Below are 16,643 nucleotides of genomic sequence, written 5' to 3' on the forward strand. Positions count from 1 at the left end.
AGCGTGGGAACGATCAGATTGGGAAAGATCAGGTACCAGCAATCAACTGACGCGCCGCCTGGCTGTGATCAGCGATCAGACCTTTGAGATCCAGCCCTTCAACCTGACCATCGATGACACGCCACTTGCCACCAATCATCACCCGATCAGCCCGATCTGCGCCGCACAACAGCAACGCCGAAACCGGATCATGGCTACCCGAGAAACGCAGTTCATCGAGCTTGAACAACGCCAGATCCGCCTGCTTGCCCACCGCCAGTTCGCCAATGTCAGTACGCCCCAACAGGCTCGCCGAACCCTTGGTTGCCCAGCCCAAAACACGTTCCGGAGTAATCTTCTCGGCGCCGTAACGCAGGCGCTGGATGTACAGCGCCTGACGCGCTTCAAGGATCATGTTCGACGCATCGTTGGACGCCGAACCGTCGACGCCCAGACCAAACAGCGCACCAGCGTCGGTCAGGTCGATACTCGGGCAAATGCCGGAAGCCAGGCGCATGTTCGAACTCGGGCAGTGGCAAATGCCGGTGCCCGCCTGACCGAGGCGGGCGATTTCGTCCGGGTTGAAGTGGATGCCATGGGCCAGCCAGGTGCGCGGGCCGAGCCAGCCGACGCTGTCTAGATAATCCACGGTGCGCAGGCCGAAACGCTGCAGGCAGAAATCTTCTTCATCGAGGGTTTCGGCCAGGTGCGTGTGCAGGCGCACGTCGAGCTTATTCGCCAGTTCAGCGCTGGCCGACATGATTTCCGGCGTCACCGAAAACGGCGAGCACGGCGCCAAAGCGATCTGGATCTGCGCGCCGTCACCGCGCTCGTGATACTCGTGAATCAGGCGCTGGCTGTCGTCGAGAATCACCTGACCTTCCTGTACGGTCTGCTGCGGCGGCAGGCCACCGTCCTTCTCGCCGAGACTCATCGAACCTCGGGTCAGCATGGCGCGCATGCCCAGTTCACGCACGGTTTCGACTTGTACGTCGATGGCGTTTTCCAGACCGTCCGGGAACAGATAGTGGTGGTCGGCGGCGGTGGTGCAGCCCGACAGCAGCAATTCAGCCAAAGCCACTTTCGTCGCGAGGGCGAGTTTTTCCGGGGTCAGGCGCGCCCACACCGGGTACAGGGTTTTCAGCCACGGAAACAACGGCTGATTGACCACCGGGGCCCAGGCGCGGGTGAGTGTTTGGTAGAAGTGGTGATGGGTGTTGATCAGGCCCGGCAGGATCACGTGTTCGCGGGCGTCGAACACTTCATTGCATGGCGCGGACGGCTGCTGACCGGCAGCGAGGACTTCGACGATCACACCGTCTTGCAGCACCAGACCGCCACGGGCATCGAGCTCGTTGGACGTGAAAATGGCGAGGGGATTTTTTAACCAGGTACGGATGGCAGGCATTGTGGCCGGCTCCTCTGAAAATGGGGTTCAGGGTTGCCAGCTCAGTGTTGCCCTGTCTGCTGATCCAGGGTCGTCGCGGGGACGAGGTGCGGAGTTTCAAACAAAACCGCTTTATGGGCAACCCCCACCCGACAGGACACCACGATCCCCTGTAGGAGCTGCCGAAGGCTGCGATCTTTTGATCCTGTTTTTTAAAATCAAAAGATCGCAGCCTTCGGCAGCTCCTACAGGGAGATTTGTGTGCTTACCAGGGAATGGTTTCACCCTTGTAGTTCACAAAGTGATGCCCGCCCTTGCCGGTATACGCATTCACCTGATCAACCAGGCCGCGCGTGCTGGTCTCGACATCAACGTTGGCGCCTTCGCCGCCCATGTCCGTCTTCACCCAACCCGGATGCAGCGACAGCACGGTCAGTTTCTGCTCGCCCAGTTGGCTCACAAAGGTGTTGGTCATCGAGTTCAGCGCAGCCTTGCTCGCTTTATACAGCGCCAGTTCCGGCTCGTCAGGCGTAGTCACGCTGCCCAGCCTCGAACTCATGAACGCCAGCACGCCGCTGCCGTCGCGAATCTGCCCGACAAAGCGCTGGGCCAGATTGATCGGTGCCACGGCGTTGGTGAAAAACAATTTCCCGACTTCAGCCAGTGTCGCGCCGCCCGGGGTTTGCACGTCCGGGCCTTTGACTCCGGCGTTGACGAACAGCAGGTCGAAGGTTTCACCTTTGAGTTGCTGACTCAGGGCGATCACTGCTTGCTGGTCATCCATGTCGAGCTTCTCGATGCGCACCTTGCCCAGCGCTTGCAACGCCTCGGCTTTTTGCGGATTGCGCACCGTGGCCGTCACTTGCCAGCCATCGGCCAGCAGGGTTTTCACCAAACCGAGACCCAAGCCACGGGAGGCGCCGATGATCAGTGCGTTTTTTGCCTGGGACATGATGGGTTCCTTGAAAGTCAGAGTTCAGGATTCAATGGACACGCCTGACCGAGCCGTAGTTGCAACTCCTGACGCAAGGCGTCGAGCTCACTCATGCGGGTTTCGATCAGTTGCAGTTTGTCGCGCAGCAATTGCGCCACGGCGTTTTCCGGATCGGGAGCGTTCCATAACGCGGCAACACTGGCGCCGATCTCGCCGAGGGTAAAGCCCAGTCGTTGCGCAGTCTTGATGTAGAGCACCAGTTGCACCATCTCCGACGGATAGTCGCGATAACCGTTGGCACTGCGTTGCGCCGCGATCAATCCGCGCTGCTCGTAGAAACGCAGCGTGTCACGGCTGACGGCGCTGGCTTGGGCTAACTCACCGATGCGCATTGTGCTGCACTCAATAGGGCTTGACCCTGGAGCATACTCCAGGCTTTACCGTGGTTGCTCCTCAAATTTCTGGAGCATGGATGATGTGGACGGCAACCCAGTATCGAAACGTGGTGCGCGGCAGTGCCTGGTATGACCTGATCGTCACGGCGGCGTTTGTTACGCCGTGGAGTTTTGCTGTTTTACATGAGCTGTTAACCGCGCTGGATTTTCCCGGAGAACTGCCGGCATTCCAACCGGTGCACATGTTGATGGCGAATCTGTTGGGCTCGGTGGTTTGTGTGTGGGCAGTGCTGCGGATTCGGGATCCGCAGGCGCTTTATGGACGGTATGACGCGGTGGCGCGATTTCTGTTTGCGGCTTGGCAGGGATATGCCTTGCTGCAGGGCGCCAGTTCAATTTTGATTGTTTTTCTGGTCTTCGAACTGGCTTGGGGCATTGCTCAGGTGTTGCCTGTCAGTACGCTTTCGCGAGCAGGCTCGCTCCCACAGGGGAATGCGGTTTACTGTGGGAGCGAGCCGGCTCGCGAATAGGCCCGCTCAGAAAACAATTAATGCCCTGCCTGCCAAGGCTGCCCCAGCGACACCGGCGCATACAACCGTGTCCTCACCGCATCGCGCGACAACAACACCAGCACCACAATCGTCGCGACATACGGCAGCATCGCCAGCAAACTCGACGGAATCGCCAGCCCCAACCCCTGCGCTACCAGGTGCAGGATGCTGGCGAGGCCAAACAGATACGCCCCGAGCAACAACCGCCACACTCGCCAACTGGCGAACACCACCAGCGCCAGCGCGATCCAGCCACGCCCGGCGGTCATGTTCTCGGCCCACATCGGCGTATATGCCAGCGACAGATAAGCCCCGGCCAAACCCGCCATCGCCCCGCCAAACAGCACCGCCAACGTGCGCACGGTCAACACTGGCAAGCCCATCGCACTGGCCGCATCCGGGTTCTCGCCAACCGCTTGAATGATCAGCCCGACACGGCTTTTGATGATCACCCACGCCACCAGCGCAAACAGCGCAAACGACAGATACACCAACAGATCCTGAGCAAACAGCATCCGCCCGATCAGCGGAATGTCACTCAGATACGGAATCGTCACTGGCTCAAATCCCGCCAGCGGTTTACCGACCCACGCCGCCCCGACAAACGTCGACAGGCCCACGCCAAAAATCGTCAGCGCCAGACCAGTCGCCACCTGATTGGCGTTGAACACCAGCGCCACCAGAGCAAACAGCGACGACAACAGCATCCCCGCGAGCATCGCCAACAACACGCCGAGCCACAGGTTGCCGCTGTTCAGCGCGACAATAAAACCGATGACCGCGCCGAACAGCATCATCCCTTCCTGCCCAAGGTTGAGCACGCCGCTCTTCTCGCAGATCAGTTCACCCAACGCCACCAACAGCAGCGGTGTACCGCAACGCACCATGGCGTAGAAAATATTGCTCAGCAGATCGATATCCATCACAGCGCTCCGGCGGTTACGGCGGTGGTCGAGGTGCGCCGCGTCCAGCGCAGTTTCAGCCGTGGCCGATAGAGAATCAGCACGTCACAGGCCAGCAGGAAAAACAGCATCATTCCCTGGAACAGTTGGGTAATCGCTTGCGGCAGATTCAGGCTCATCTGCGCACTCTCGCCACCGATGTACAGCAGCGCCATCAGCAGACTGGAAAACAGAATCCCGAGCGGATTGAGGCGCCCGAGAAACGCCACGGTGATCGCCGCATAGCCATAACCCGGCGACACTTGCGGCACGAGTTGGCCTATCGGCCCCGTGACTTCGCAGACTCCGGCGAGCCCCGCCAACCCACCGCTGATCAACAGCGCCAGCCAGATCAAGCGCTTCTCGCGAAAGCCGACAAACCCGGCCGCGCGCTTATCCAGCCCGAGCACTTTGATCTGGAAACCGACAAAGCTTTTCTGCAACAACACCCACACCGCAACCAGTGCGAGCAGGGCGAAATACACCCCGGCATGCACGCGGCCATCCTCCATCAACAGCGGTAAACGGCTGGCGTCGCCGAACATCGCCGACTCGGGAAAGTTGAAGCCAGCCGGGTCTTTCAACGGCCCGTGGACGCAGAACAACAGCAGGTTCAGTGCGATGTAATTGAGCATGATGCTGGTGAGGATTTCGTTGGCGTTGAAGCGCGTGCGCAGCCACGCCGTCAGCCCGGCCCACGCAGCGCCGGCGAGGGTGCCGGTGAGCAGAATCAGCACCAGCGCCCAACGGCTTTGCATATCGATGATGTTCACCGCCAAGGCACTGCCGGCCAATGCGCCGAGCAGCAGTTGACCTTCGGCGCCGATGTTCCAGATCCGCGCCTGATACGCCACCGCCAGCCCCAGTGCGCAGAGCAGAATCGGCAGGGCTTTGACCAGCAATTCCGACACGCCATACAAGTCGCTCACCGGCGCGATCAACAAAGTGTGCAAGGTTTGCAGTGGGTCGTGGCCGAGCGCGATAAACAGCAGCGAACCGCAACCGAGCGTCAACGCCGCCGCCAACAACGGCGAGCACCAGAGCATCAGGCGCGATTGCTGGCCACGGGGTTCGAGGGAAAGCAGCATGTTGAAAACTCCGTTAAACCGTGGCGTGTTGTTGAGGGGTATCGAACTGGCCGGCCATCCAGCCGCCGACATCGCTCAGTTGGGTGTCCGCCGTGTTGTGCAGTGCAGATATGTTCCCGCCGCACAACGCGCCGAGGCGGTCGCTGATCTGGAACAGTTCGTCGAGGTCTTCGGAAATCACCAGAATCGCCGCACCGGCATCGCGCAACGCAATCAGTGCGCGGTGAATGGTGGCGGCAGCGCCGACGTCCACGCCCCAGGTCGGGTGCGCGGCGATCAGCAGTTTCGGTTGCTGAAGGATTTCCCGGCCCAGAATGAATTTCTGCAAATTGCCGCCGGACAGACTGCGCGCAGCGGTTTGCGTGTCCGGGGTTTTTACGCCGAAGCGTTGAATGATTTGTTGCGCGAGGGCTTCGACCTTGCCGCGCTGGATCAGGCCGTTACTGACCAATCCTTGTTGGAAGGCCGTGAGCAGAGCGTTGTCCGCCAGACTCAACTCCGGCACCGCGCCATGGCCGAGGCGCTCGGCGGGCACGAACGCCAGACCGAGTTTGCGCCGTGCATCAGGGCGTAAATCGGCGACAGATTGTTCTCCGAAGCGAATCGTCGCCGCCTCGGCGCGCGGCAGCGTTTGTTCGCCGCTGAGCAGGGCGAGCAACTCATCCTGACCATTGCCCGCAACCCCGGCGATGCCGACGATTTCACCGCAGCGCACTTGCAAGTCGATATCCGCCAGCGAGCAACCAAACGGATCCGGGTTGTGCCAGTTCAAGCCACTGACCTGCAAAAACGCCGCGCCGCCGCTGACCTTTGGATAATCACCGATCAACGCCGCCGCTTCGCCGACCATCAACTGCGCCAGTTGCTGATCCGAGCATTCGGCCGGCACGCAATGCCCGGCTACGCGCCCACCGCGCAACACCGTCGCGCTGTGGCACAACGCGCGGACTTCACCGAGTTTGTGGCTGATAAACAGAATGCTGCAGCCCTCGGCGGCGAGGCGACGCAAAGTGATGAACAACTCGTCGGCCTCTTGCGGCGTCAGCACCGAAGTCGGTTCATCGAGGATCAATAGACGGATGTCCTGCATCAGGCAGCGGATGATTTCCACCCGTTGCCGCTCACCAATCGACAGGCTGTGGACGAGTCGTTCCGGCTCCAGCGCCATGCCGTAACGACGCGAAACTTCGCGAATCTTCGGCTCAAGTTGTTTCGGCGTGCCGGCCCTGGCACCCATGGCCAGTGCAATGTTTTGCGCCACGCTGAGGGTGTCGAACAGCGAGAAATGCTGGAACACCATGCCGATCCCCAACTGCCGCGCCTGCGCCGGGTTGCGAATATTCACCCGCTGACCTTGCCAGAGCATCTCGCCAGAATCGGCCTGGGTCACGCCGTAGATGATCTTCATCAGCGTACTTTTACCCGCGCCGTTTTCACCGAGCAGCGCGTGGATTTCACCCGGCGCGATGTTCAGGTCGATGGCGTCGTTGGCCAGGCAACCGGGATAGCGTTTGCTGATTTGGCGCAGATGCAGGCGCGGCGTTGTATCGGGGGTGGGCATGACAGGCTCGACTGACTTGGAGTTGTGCCTGTGGATAAAGCAATTTCCTGGCCATTGAGTCAGGAACTCGCGCAACCGCTGTTCCAGCGCCTCGATTGCAGAGCATCCCGGCCTGAATCGTGGTGGTGGCCGGCACCAATTGAGAGCAAAGCCGTTGATCAGGCTCCAGTTTTGCCCGTGAGCAGTTGATCAAAAAACGAGCAAAAGCGTCGGGCCTATGCAGAACCTGCGACTGCGCCAGCCATGAACGGGTTATCCACAGGTTGTTCCACAGTTATTGTGCGCAAGCCGCAAACCCGGGCATAAGCACTGCAGTGCTTTCTTCTAATGGTGATAAACCACGCTAACTGTTTGTTTCTGTTTGAAATTTATACTTGGTCGGACGAATTGAGCGAAAAGTGAACAAACCGCGCAAAGCCACGTGACAGAAGGGTTACAGCGTTATGTGCTCAGGTTATCCACAGTCGGGTGCACAGCAGGTGTGGGCAACTCATTGGAATAACAGATTGGGTGGATGCCCTAAAAGATCGCAGCCTTCTAACGCTGGAGCAGAATTCGCCCACGGCTCAAATCGGCGAGCTGGGTTTGCAGGATGTCGATCTGCGCCTCACCTACCGCCAACTGCAATTCAACGCCATTGGCGGTGAAATTCTCTTCCACCACCAACCCGCCCAGATCCGCCACCCGCAACTTCACCAACGCCAACTCGGCAAACCCACAGGCGCAACTCAACGGCACGCGACTGATCAACTCGACCTTCGCCGCCGTTTGCAGGCACTTGTTCGCGCCGCCGCCATAGGCCCGGGCCAACCCACCAGTACCCAGTTGAATGCCGCCGTACCAACGGATCACCAGCACCGCGACCTGATCGCAATCCTGCGCTTCGATCGCCGCCAGAATCGGTCGCCCGGCCGTGCCGCCGGGTTCGCCGTCGTCATTGCTGCGGTACTGATCGCCGAGTTTCCACGCCCAACAATTGTGCGAGGCGTTCAAGTCGCTGTGTTGTTCGAAGAACGCCTGCGCGTCGGCGGGGCTGCCGATCGGTGCGGCGAAGGTGATGAAGCGGCTTTTGCGAATCTCTTCGCGGTACTCGCAAAGACCGCTGAGGGTGAAAGGCATAAACGTCTTATATAGAAGGAGTGAGGCCGCAGCCTTTGAGGATGATACGGATCAGGTTGTTACCGGCGTCTTCCATATCCTGCTTGGTCAACTTGCTGCGACCGCTGACCCGGCAGATCTGCGTGGCGAAGTCGGCGTAATGCTGGGTGCTGCCCCACAGCAGGAAGATCAGGTGTACGGGGTCCACCGGGTCCATCTTGCCGGCATCGATCCACGCCTGGAACACGGCGGCCCGTCCGGTGAACCAGGCGCGGTAGTCCTGATTGAAATACTCGGTCAGGCATTCGCCACCACTGATCACTTCCATCGCGAAAATGCGCGAGGCTTGCGGCTGACGGCGGGAGAATTCCATCTTGGCGCGGATATAACGGGTCAGCGCTTCGGCCGGATCGTCCTCGGCCGTGAGGGTGTTGAAGGTGCTGTCCCACAGCTCGATGATGTTGCTCAGCACCGCCACATACAAACCGAGTTTGTTGGTGAAGTAGTAATGCAGATTCGCCTTGGGCAACCCGGCATTCTGGGCGATGGTGTTCATGCTGGTGCCTTTGTACCCGTGACGGGCGAACTCGTCTTCGGCGGCTTTGAGGATGGTCTCTTCGTTCTTCTGACGAATGCGGCTGGCGGGCTTGCCGCCGTGAGCTGGGACTTCAAAGGTCATAGGCACTTCCGGGTTTTGTCTGTGGGTGCAACCAGTTGCGTTGATAGCGCACCCACAGGCATCCGACAAGTCCTCAAGCAATAAAACCGTTACGCCTGTTCGATCTTGTTCAGCGGTGCATGGGCTTCTGCGGCCTCCGGTTTGGCTTCCGGGAGCAGCAGGCAAAGGATGATCGCTGTCAGCCCGCCGCTGGTGATCGCCGAGTCGAACAGGTTTTGCACCAGTTTCGGCAGCAGGTGCAAAAGGTTCGGTTGCGCGGCGATGCCCAGGCCGACGCCGAACGAGGTGGCGATGATCAACATGCTGCGCCGATCCAGCGGCGACTGCGCGAGGATGCGCACGCCAGCAGCGGCGACCGCACCGAACATCACCAGCGTCGCACCGCCGAGCACCGGTTTCGGAATCTGTTGCAGTACCGCGCCGATCATTGGAAACAGACCGAGGCAAAACAGAATGGCGCCGATGTACAACCCGACATAGCGACTGGCAACCCCGGTCAACTGGATCACGCCATTGTTCTGCGCAAACGTGGTGTTGGGGAATGCGCTGAATGTCGCGGCGATCATGCAGCTCACGCCATCACCGAGCACGCCGCCACGCAAGCGGCTTATATAAGAAGGACCGCTGATTGGCTGGCGAGCGAGCATGCAATTGGCGGTGAGGTCGCCGACGGTTTCGATGGTGCTGATCAGATAAATCAGCGCGACCGGCAGGAAAGCCGTCCAGTCGAAGCTGAATCCGAACTTGAATGGTGTGGGAAAACTCACCAGTGGCAGGTCAGGCAATGGCTGCGGCACCAGTTTCCCACTGAACCACGCCGCCAGACTGCCGAGCACCAGGCCGATGATGATCGCCGAAAGCCGCACCCAAGGTGTGTTTGAGCGGTTGAGCAGAATGATCGTCAATAAAACAAATACACCCAGCGCCAGATTACCCGGCGCGCCAAAATCCGGCGCATTGAAGCCGCCGCCCAGATCGGTGATGCCGACCTTGATCAGGCTGATACCGATCAGCGTAATGACAATCCCGGTCACCAGAGGCGTAACGACGCGGCGCAACTGGCCAATGAAACGACTGAGGACGATCTGCACAATCGCGCCGAAAAAGCACACGCCGAAGATCATCGCCAGAATGTCCTCCGGGCTGCCGCCACGCTGTTTGACCAGAAAACCCGCCGACAGCACCGCGCCGAGAAAGGCGAAACTGGTGCCTTGCAAACAGATCATCCCGGCACCGATGCCGAACGGCCGACGCGCCTGAATAAACGTGCCGACACCGGAAACCATCAGCGCCATGCTGATCAGATAAGGCAAATGCGCGGTCAACCCGAGTGCCGAGCCGATCACCAGTGGCGGAGTGATGATGCCGACGAAACTGGCGAGCACATGTTGCAGGGCGGCGAGGATCGCGGCGGGTGGTTTCGGACGGTCGTTGAGGCCGTAGATCAGATCGCTGTTCGGTTCGGTATCTGGCTGCATGGGTGGGGCGCTTCTTGTTTGGAGGATCGAGGTTGATCCTGCTTTGCAAAAAGCTGTCCACTTGCTCAGCTTTATGAGGTTGGGACCCTCAAATGTAGGAGCTGCCGAAGGCTGCGATCTTTTGATCTTGCTTTCAACGCGTCGCCGCCAAGCTTTCAAGAAAGCTTTCCAGCACCAAATGGGGGCGCCGGCCCTTGCGCGTGACCGATGCGAGGCTCAGGTCATAAAAACGCGTCTGCGCCTTGAGTGCACGCAAGCGGCCCTGTTGCACCCAAAGGCTGGCGTAGTGATCCGGCAGGTAACCGATGTAGCGCCCGGTCAGAATCAGAAACGCCATGCCTTCGCGGTCGGAGGCGCTGGCGGTGCAATTGAGTGCCTGGTAATGCGCCTGAATGTCCGCCGGCAACCGGAACGTCGGGGCAATCGCATCCTGACTATTCAGGCGCTCGTCATCCAGTTGCTTGTCATCGACATAAAACAGCGGATGACCGACCGCGCAGTAAAGCAGCGAGCGTTCGCTGTACAGCGGCTGGTATTCCAGGCCGGAAAGCGCACTGGCCTGCGGCACCACACCGACATGCAACCGACCATCGAGCACGCCTTGTTCGACTTCATTGGGAGCGATCATGCGGATTTGAATCTGCACGTCCGGCCCGCGTTCCTTTAACTGGGCGAGGGCGTGGGTGATGCGCATGTGGGGCAGGGTGACGAGGTTGTCGGTCAGACCGATGATCAACTCACCGCGCAAGTGCTGGTGCAGACCGTTGACCTCAGTGCGGAAACTTTCCAGCGCACTCAATAGCTGTAGGGCTGACTGGTAGACCTCGCGACCTTCTTCGGTCAGCGAGAATCCGGCGCGGCCGCGTTGGCACAGGCGCAGGCCGAGGCGTTGTTCCAGATCGCTCATCTGCTGGCTGATTGCCGATCGACCAATGCCGAGCACGGTTTCCGCCGCTGAAAACCCCCCACATTCCACAACGCTGCGAAAAATCCGCAGCAGGCGAATATCAAAGTCACTGACCTGGGCCAGCGGATCGGGACGGCGGCTGCTCATGCTTGATCGCTCAAAGTTTAGTGATGATCTAACTGAAGGTTAGAAGTGTTGGATTTCACCGACTTTATCCGCGTGGCAATTTAGCTGCAACAACGCTTTCTATCTCCCTGACGCTTATGCCCTGCGAGGTTTTGCCCGATGAACATGCCTGAAACCGCTCCGTCGCCACTGGCCAGCCAACTGAAGCTGGACGCGCACTGGATGCCGTACACCGCCAACCGCAACTTCCAGCGCGATCCGCGTTTGATTGTTGGGGCCGAAGGCAGCTGGCTGTTCGATGACAAGGGCCGCAAGATCTACGATTCGCTGTCCGGTCTGTGGACCTGCGGCGCCGGGCACACCCGCAAGGAAATCCAGGAAGCAGTCTCCAAACAACTGGGTACTCTCGACTATTCGCCGGGCTTCCAGTACGGCCATCCGCTGTCGTTCCAGCTGGCCGAGAAAATCACCGACCTGACCCCGGGTAACCTGAACCACGTGTTCTTCACCGACTCCGGCTCCGAGTGCGCCGATACTGCGGTGAAAATGGTGCGTGCCTACTGGCGCCTGAAAGGTCAGGCGACCAAAACCAAAATGATTGGCCGTGCCCGTGGCTACCACGGTGTGAACATCGCCGGCACCAGCCTCGGTGGCGTCAACGGCAACCGCAAAATGTTCGGTCAGGCGATGATGGACGTCGATCACCTGCCGCACACTTTACTGGCGAGCAATGCGTTCTCCCGTGGCATGCCGGAGCAGGGTGGCATCGCTTTGGCTGATGAACTGTTGAAGCTGATCGAACTGCACGATGCGTCGAACATCGCAGCCGTGTTCGTTGAACCAATGGCCGGTTCCGCCGGCGTGTTGGTTCCACCTCAGGGGTATCTGAAGCGTCTGCGCGAAATCTGCGATCAGCACAATATCCTGCTGGTGTTCGACGAAGTGATCACCGGTTTCGGCCGCACCGGTTCGATGTTCGGCGCCGACAGCTTTGGCGTCACCCCGGACCTGATGTGCATCGCCAAGCAAATCACCAATGGCGCGATCCCGATGGGCGCGGTGATTGCCAGCTCCGAGATCTACCAGACCTTCATGAATCAGCCGACCCCAGAATACGCGGTGGAATTCCCCCACGGTTACACCTATTCGGCGCACCCGGTGGCTTGCGCCGCTGGCCTGGCGGCACTCGACCTGCTGCAAAAAGAAAATCTGGTGCAGAGCGTGGCCGAAGTCGCGCCGCACTTTGAGAACGCGCTGCATGGCTTGAAAGGTTCGAAGAACGTCGTCGACATTCGTAACTACGGTCTGGCCGGTGCGATCCAGATTGCCCATCGTGACGGCGACGCCATCGTGCGTCCGTTCGAGGCGGGTATGGCGCTGTGGAAAGCCGGGTTCTACGTGCGCTTCGGCGGCGACACCCTGCAGTTCGGCCCAACCTTCAACAGCAAGCCGCAAGACCTTGATCGTCTGTTCGACGCGGTCGGCGAAGTGCTGAACAAGCTCGACTGATTTTTCCCTCTATATAAGTACAAACAGCAGACGTCTCTTCGGGGACGTCTGTGGACAAGAATTCAGGAGTTACTCGATGAGCGTTATCCCGCATTTGATCAATGGCGAACTGGTGACCGAGAACGGTCGCGCGGTAGATGTGTTCAACCCGTCCACGGGTCAGGCGATCCACAAGTTGCCACTGGCCAGCCAGGCAACCATTCAGAAAGCCATCGATGCCGCCAAGGCTGCTTTTCCAGCGTGGCGCAACACACCGCCGGCCAAACGTGCCCAAGTGATGTTCCGCTTCAAGCAACTGCTGGAGCAGAACGAAGCGCGTATCTCGCAATTGATCAGCGAAGAGCATGGCAAGACGCTCGAAGACGCAGCTGGTGAGCTGAAGCGCGGTATCGAGAACGTCGAGTTCGCCTGCGCCGCCCCGGAAATCCTCAAGGGCGAGTACAGCCGCAACGTCGGCCCGAATATCGATGCCTGGTCGGACTTCCAGCCGCTGGGCGTGGTGGCTGGTATCACGCCATTCAACTTCCCGGCCATGGTGCCGCTGTGGATGTACCCACTGGCGATCGTCTGCGGCAACTGCTTCATCCTCAAGCCGTCCGAGCGTGATCCAAGCTCCACGCTGCTGATTGCTCAGTTGCTGCTGGAAGCCGGTCTGCCGAAAGGCGTGATGAACGTGGTGCATGGCGACAAGACTGCGGTCGACGCGCTGATCGAAGCACCGGAAGTCAAAGCACTGAGCTTCGTCGGTTCGACGCCGATTGCCGAATACATCTACGCCGAAGGCACCAAGCGCGGAAAACGCGTTCAGGCCTTGGGCGGCGCGAAGAACCACGCGGTGCTGATGCCGGATGCCGATCTGGACAACGCGGTCAGCGCACTGATGGGCGCGGCTTACGGTTCCTGCGGCGAGCGTTGCATGGCGATCTCGGTGGCGGTGTGCGTCGGTGACCAGGTGGCGGATGCGCTGGTGGCCAAACTGGTGCCGCAGATCAAGGCGCTGAAAATCGGTGCCGGTACTTCGTGTGGTCTGGATATGGGGCCGCTGGTCACCGGTCAGGCGCGTGACAAGGTCAGCGGTTATGTCGATGACGGCGTGGCGGCGGGCGCGACCCTGGTGGTTGACGGTCGTGGTCTGAGCGTCGCCGGTCATGAAGAAGGCTTCTTCCTCGGTGGCTGCCTGTTCGACAACGTCACCCCTGAGATGCGCATCTATAAAGAAGAGATCTTCGGACCGGTGCTGTGCGTCGTTCGCGTCAACAGCCTGGAAGAGGCGATGCAACTGATCAACGATCACGAATACGGTAATGGCACCTGCATCTTCACCCGTGACGGTGAACCGGCGCGTCTGTTCTGCGACGAGATCGAAGTCGGCATGGTCGGCGTCAACGTGCCTCTGCCGGTACCGGTGGCTTATCACAGCTTCGGCGGCTGGAAGCGTTCGCTGTTCGGCGACCTGCATGCCTATGGTCCGGATGGCGTACGCTTCTATACCCGTCGCAAGGCCATCACCCAGCGCTGGCCGCAGCGTGCAAGCCATGAAGCATCGCAATTCGCCTTCCCTAGCTTGTAAGTAGAGGGGATGAGAAGGCCGACCTCAGGGTCGGCCTTCGTGTTTTCGGGCTTTTTTGACTTATATGACAGAATTATGAAAATAGGTGTTGACGGCAGATTCTGGAAGTCTATAATTCGCCCCACTTCCGGCGCAGTCGAAACGGAAAACTCCTTGAGATTCAATGAGTTACACGGTTTTCGGCAGCGGGTTGCTTCAGTTCATCGAAGCCTGGAAGGAGTTGAAAGAGCGGTGATGTTTGGCTCTTTTAACGGTTCGATCTTCTCGGTCGAAAGCGGAGAAAAAGAGGTGTTGACAACAGCGAGTAACGCTGTAGAATTCGCCTCCCGCTAACGAGAGATCGGAAGCGCAAGTGGTTGAAGTTGTTGAAGAATTCTTCGAAAACTTCTGAAAATAATCACTTGACATCAAATGAGGCTGCTGTAGAATGCGCGCCTCGGTTGAGACGAAAGATCTTAACCAACCGCTCTTTAACAACTGAATCAAGCAATTCGTGTGGGTGCTTGTGGAGTCAGACTGATAGTCAACAAGATTATCAGCATCACAAGTTACTCCGCGAGAAATCAAAGATGTAACCAACGATTGCTGAGCCAAGTTTAGGGTTTCTTAAAAACCCAAAGATGTTTGAACTGAAGAGTTTGATCATGGCTCAGATTGAACGCTGGCGGCAGGCCTAACACATGCAAGTCGAGCGGATGAGAGGAGCTTGCTCCTGGATTCAGCGGCGGACGGGTGAGTAATGCCTAGGAATCTGCCTGGTAGTGGGGGACAACGTTTCGAAAGGAACGCTAATACCGCATACGTCCTACGGGAGAAAGCAGGGGACCTTCGGGCCTTGCGCTATCAGATGAGCCTAGGTCGGATTAGCTAGTTGGTGAGGTAATGGCTCACCAAGGCGACGATCCGTAACTGGTCTGAGAGGATGATCAGTCACACTGGAACTGAGACACGGTCCAGACTCCTACGGGAGGCAGCAGTGGGGAATATTGGACAATGGGCGAAAGCCTGATCCAGCCATGCCGCGTGTGTGAAGAAGGTCTTCGGATTGTAAAGCACTTTAAGTTGGGAGGAAGGGCATTAACCTAATACGTTAGTGTTTTGACGTTACCGACAGAATAAGCACCGGCTAACTCTGTGCCAGCAGCCGCGGTAATACAGAGGGTGCAAGCGTTAATCGGAATTACTGGGCGTAAAGCGCGCGTAGGTGGTTTGTTAAGTTGGATGTGAAATCCCCGGGCTCAACCTGGGAACTGCATTCAAAACTGACAAGCTAGAGTATGGTAGAGGGTGGTGGAATTTCCTGTGTAGCGGTGAAATGCGTAGATATAGGAAGGAACACCAGTGGCGAAGGCGACCACCTGGACTGATACTGACACTGAGGTGCGAAAGCGTGGGGAGCAAACAGGATTAGATACCCTGGTAGTCCACGCCGTAAACGATGTCAACTAGCCGTTGGGAGCCTTGAGCTCTTAGTGGCGCAGCTAACGCATTAAGTTGACCGCCTGGGGAGTACGGCCGCAAGGTTAAAACTCAAATGAATTGACGGGGGCCCGCACAAGCGGTGGAGCATGTGGTTTAATTCGAAGCAACGCGAAGAACCTTACCAGGCCTTGACATCCAATGAACTTTCCAGAGATGGATTGGTGCCTTCGGGAACATTGAGACAGGTGCTGCATGGCTGTCGTCAGCTCGTGTCGTGAGATGTTGGGTTAAGTCCCGTAACGAGCGCAACCCTTGTCCTTAGTTACCAGCACGTAATGGTGGGCACTCTAAGGAGACTGCCGGTGACAAACCGGAGGAAGGTGGGGATGACGTCAAGTCATCATGGCCCTTACGGCCTGGGCTACACACGTGCTACAATGGTCGGTACAAAGGGTTGCCAAGCCGCGAGGTGGAGCTAATCCCATAAAACCGATCGTAGTCCGGATCGCAGTCTGCAACTCGACTGCGTGAAGTCGGAATCGCTAGTAATCGTGAATCAGAATGTCACGGTGAATACGTTCCCGGGCCTTGTACACACCGCCCGTCACACCATGGGAGTGGGTTGCACCAGAAGTAGCTAGTCTAACCTTCGGGAGGACGGTTACCACGGTGTGATTCATGACTGGGGTGAAGTCGTAACAAGGTAGCCGTAGGGGAACCTGCGGCTGGATCACCTCCTTAATCGACGACATCAGCTGCTCCATAAGTTCCCACACGAATTGCTTGATTCATTGAAGAAGACGATAAGAAGCAGCCCGAAATTGGGTCTGTAGCTCAGTTGGTTAGAGCGCACCCCTGATAAGGGTGAGGTCGGCAGTTCGAATCTGCCCAGACCCACCAATTTTGTGTGGGAAACGCCTGTAGAGAATACGGGGCCATAGCTCAGCTGGGAGAGCGCCTGCCTTGCACGCAGGAGGTCAGCGGTTCGATCCCGCTTGGCTCCACCACTACTGCTTCT

13 protein-coding genes, 2 tRNA genes and 1 rRNA gene are annotated in these 16,643 nt (G+C 58.6%); 6 read left to right on the forward strand and 10 right to left on the reverse strand.

Annotated features, from left to right (window positions below; translation table 11 throughout):
- Positions 1-28: 28 nt before the first annotated feature.
- From ACA069_RS03535 to ACA069_RS03545, 3 genes are all read right to left on the reverse strand, one after another.
- Positions 29-1,387, reverse strand: a complete 1,359-nt coding sequence (locus ACA069_RS03535) for an 8-oxoguanine deaminase (RefSeq protein WP_489880625.1) — start codon at positions 1,385-1,387, stop codon at positions 29-31.
- 244 nt (positions 1,388-1,631) lie between these two features.
- Complete coding sequence (locus ACA069_RS03540; protein WP_497616341.1) at positions 1,632-2,318, reverse strand: SDR family oxidoreductase; 687 nt, start codon at positions 2,316-2,318, stop codon at positions 1,632-1,634.
- A gap of 17 nt (positions 2,319-2,335) precedes the next feature.
- Positions 2,336-2,692 carry a MerR family transcriptional regulator gene (locus ACA069_RS03545; protein ID WP_187681311.1) on the reverse strand — a complete coding sequence of 119 codons (357 nt, stop codon included), beginning with the start codon at positions 2,690-2,692 and terminating at the stop codon, positions 2,336-2,338.
- 83 nt (positions 2,693-2,775) lie between these two features.
- Here ACA069_RS03545 and ACA069_RS03550 point away from each other — a divergent pair, with 83 nt between their 5' ends.
- On the forward strand, positions 2,776-3,225 hold the full coding sequence (locus ACA069_RS03550) for a hypothetical protein (RefSeq protein ID WP_497618184.1): 450 nt from the start codon (positions 2,776-2,778) through the stop codon (positions 3,223-3,225).
- A gap of 17 nt (positions 3,226-3,242) precedes the next feature.
- On the opposite strand, the gene ACA069_RS03555 is transcribed toward ACA069_RS03550, so the two are convergent.
- From ACA069_RS03555 to ACA069_RS03585, 7 genes are all read right to left on the reverse strand, one after another.
- Positions 3,243-4,169, reverse strand: coding sequence for an ABC transporter permease (locus tag ACA069_RS03555; RefSeq protein ID WP_497616342.1), 927 nt, complete (start codon positions 4,167-4,169; stop codon positions 3,243-3,245).
- Positions 4,169-5,275: an ABC transporter permease gene (locus ACA069_RS03560; protein WP_187681309.1), complete on the reverse strand. Its 1,107-nt coding sequence runs from the start codon at positions 5,273-5,275 to the stop codon at positions 4,169-4,171. Before ACA069_RS03560 ends, ACA069_RS03555 begins: the two co-directional genes overlap by 1 nt.
- Before the next feature lie 13 nt (positions 5,276-5,288).
- A complete protein-coding gene (locus ACA069_RS03565; RefSeq protein WP_497616344.1) occupies positions 5,289-6,836 on the reverse strand; it encodes an ABC transporter ATP-binding protein in 1,548 nt (515 codons plus the stop codon).
- Between the two features lie 537 nt (positions 6,837-7,373).
- The gene (locus ACA069_RS03570; RefSeq protein WP_401268713.1) at positions 7,374-7,955 is read right to left on the reverse strand and encodes an IMPACT family protein; all 582 of its coding nucleotides are present in this window, start codon (positions 7,953-7,955) and stop codon (positions 7,374-7,376) included.
- 7 nt (positions 7,956-7,962) lie between these two features.
- Positions 7,963-8,613 carry a TetR/AcrR family transcriptional regulator gene (locus tag ACA069_RS03575; RefSeq protein WP_187681306.1) on the reverse strand — a complete coding sequence of 217 codons (651 nt, stop codon included), beginning with the start codon at positions 8,611-8,613 and terminating at the stop codon, positions 7,963-7,965.
- 89 nt (positions 8,614-8,702) lie between these two features.
- On the reverse strand, positions 8,703-10,091 hold the full coding sequence (locus ACA069_RS03580; RefSeq protein ID WP_489880620.1) for a uracil-xanthine permease family protein: 1,389 nt from the start codon (positions 10,089-10,091) through the stop codon (positions 8,703-8,705).
- Positions 10,092-10,224: 133 nt separating this feature from the next.
- The gene (locus ACA069_RS03585; protein WP_187681304.1) at positions 10,225-11,145 is read right to left on the reverse strand and encodes a LysR family transcriptional regulator; all 921 of its coding nucleotides are present in this window, start codon (positions 11,143-11,145) and stop codon (positions 10,225-10,227) included.
- A gap of 138 nt (positions 11,146-11,283) precedes the next feature.
- On the opposite strand from ACA069_RS03585, the gene aptA reads away from it, so the two are divergent.
- The 5 genes from aptA to ACA069_RS03610 all read left to right on the forward strand — a co-directional run bounded on the left by aptA (position 11,284) and on the right by ACA069_RS03610 (position 16,632).
- Positions 11,284-12,633 carry an omega-aminotransferase AptA gene (gene aptA / locus ACA069_RS03590; RefSeq protein WP_187681303.1) on the forward strand — a complete coding sequence of 450 codons (1,350 nt, stop codon included), beginning with the start codon at positions 11,284-11,286 and terminating at the stop codon, positions 12,631-12,633.
- 76 nt (positions 12,634-12,709) lie between these two features.
- On the forward strand, positions 12,710-14,203 hold the full coding sequence (locus ACA069_RS03595) for a CoA-acylating methylmalonate-semialdehyde dehydrogenase (protein WP_497616346.1): 1,494 nt from the start codon (positions 12,710-12,712) through the stop codon (positions 14,201-14,203).
- Positions 14,204-14,829: 626 nt separating this feature from the next.
- Positions 14,830-16,366: ribosomal RNA gene (locus tag ACA069_RS03600) — 16S ribosomal RNA — on the forward strand.
- An 82-nt stretch (positions 16,367-16,448) separates the two neighbouring features.
- A tRNA-Ile gene (locus ACA069_RS03605) sits at positions 16,449-16,525 on the forward strand.
- 31 nt (positions 16,526-16,556) lie between these two features.
- Positions 16,557-16,632 (forward strand) — tRNA-Ala (locus ACA069_RS03610).
- The last annotated feature ends 11 nt before the right edge of the window (positions 16,633-16,643 follow it).

The organism is Pseudomonas sp. LBUM1652, assembly GCF_059716105.1.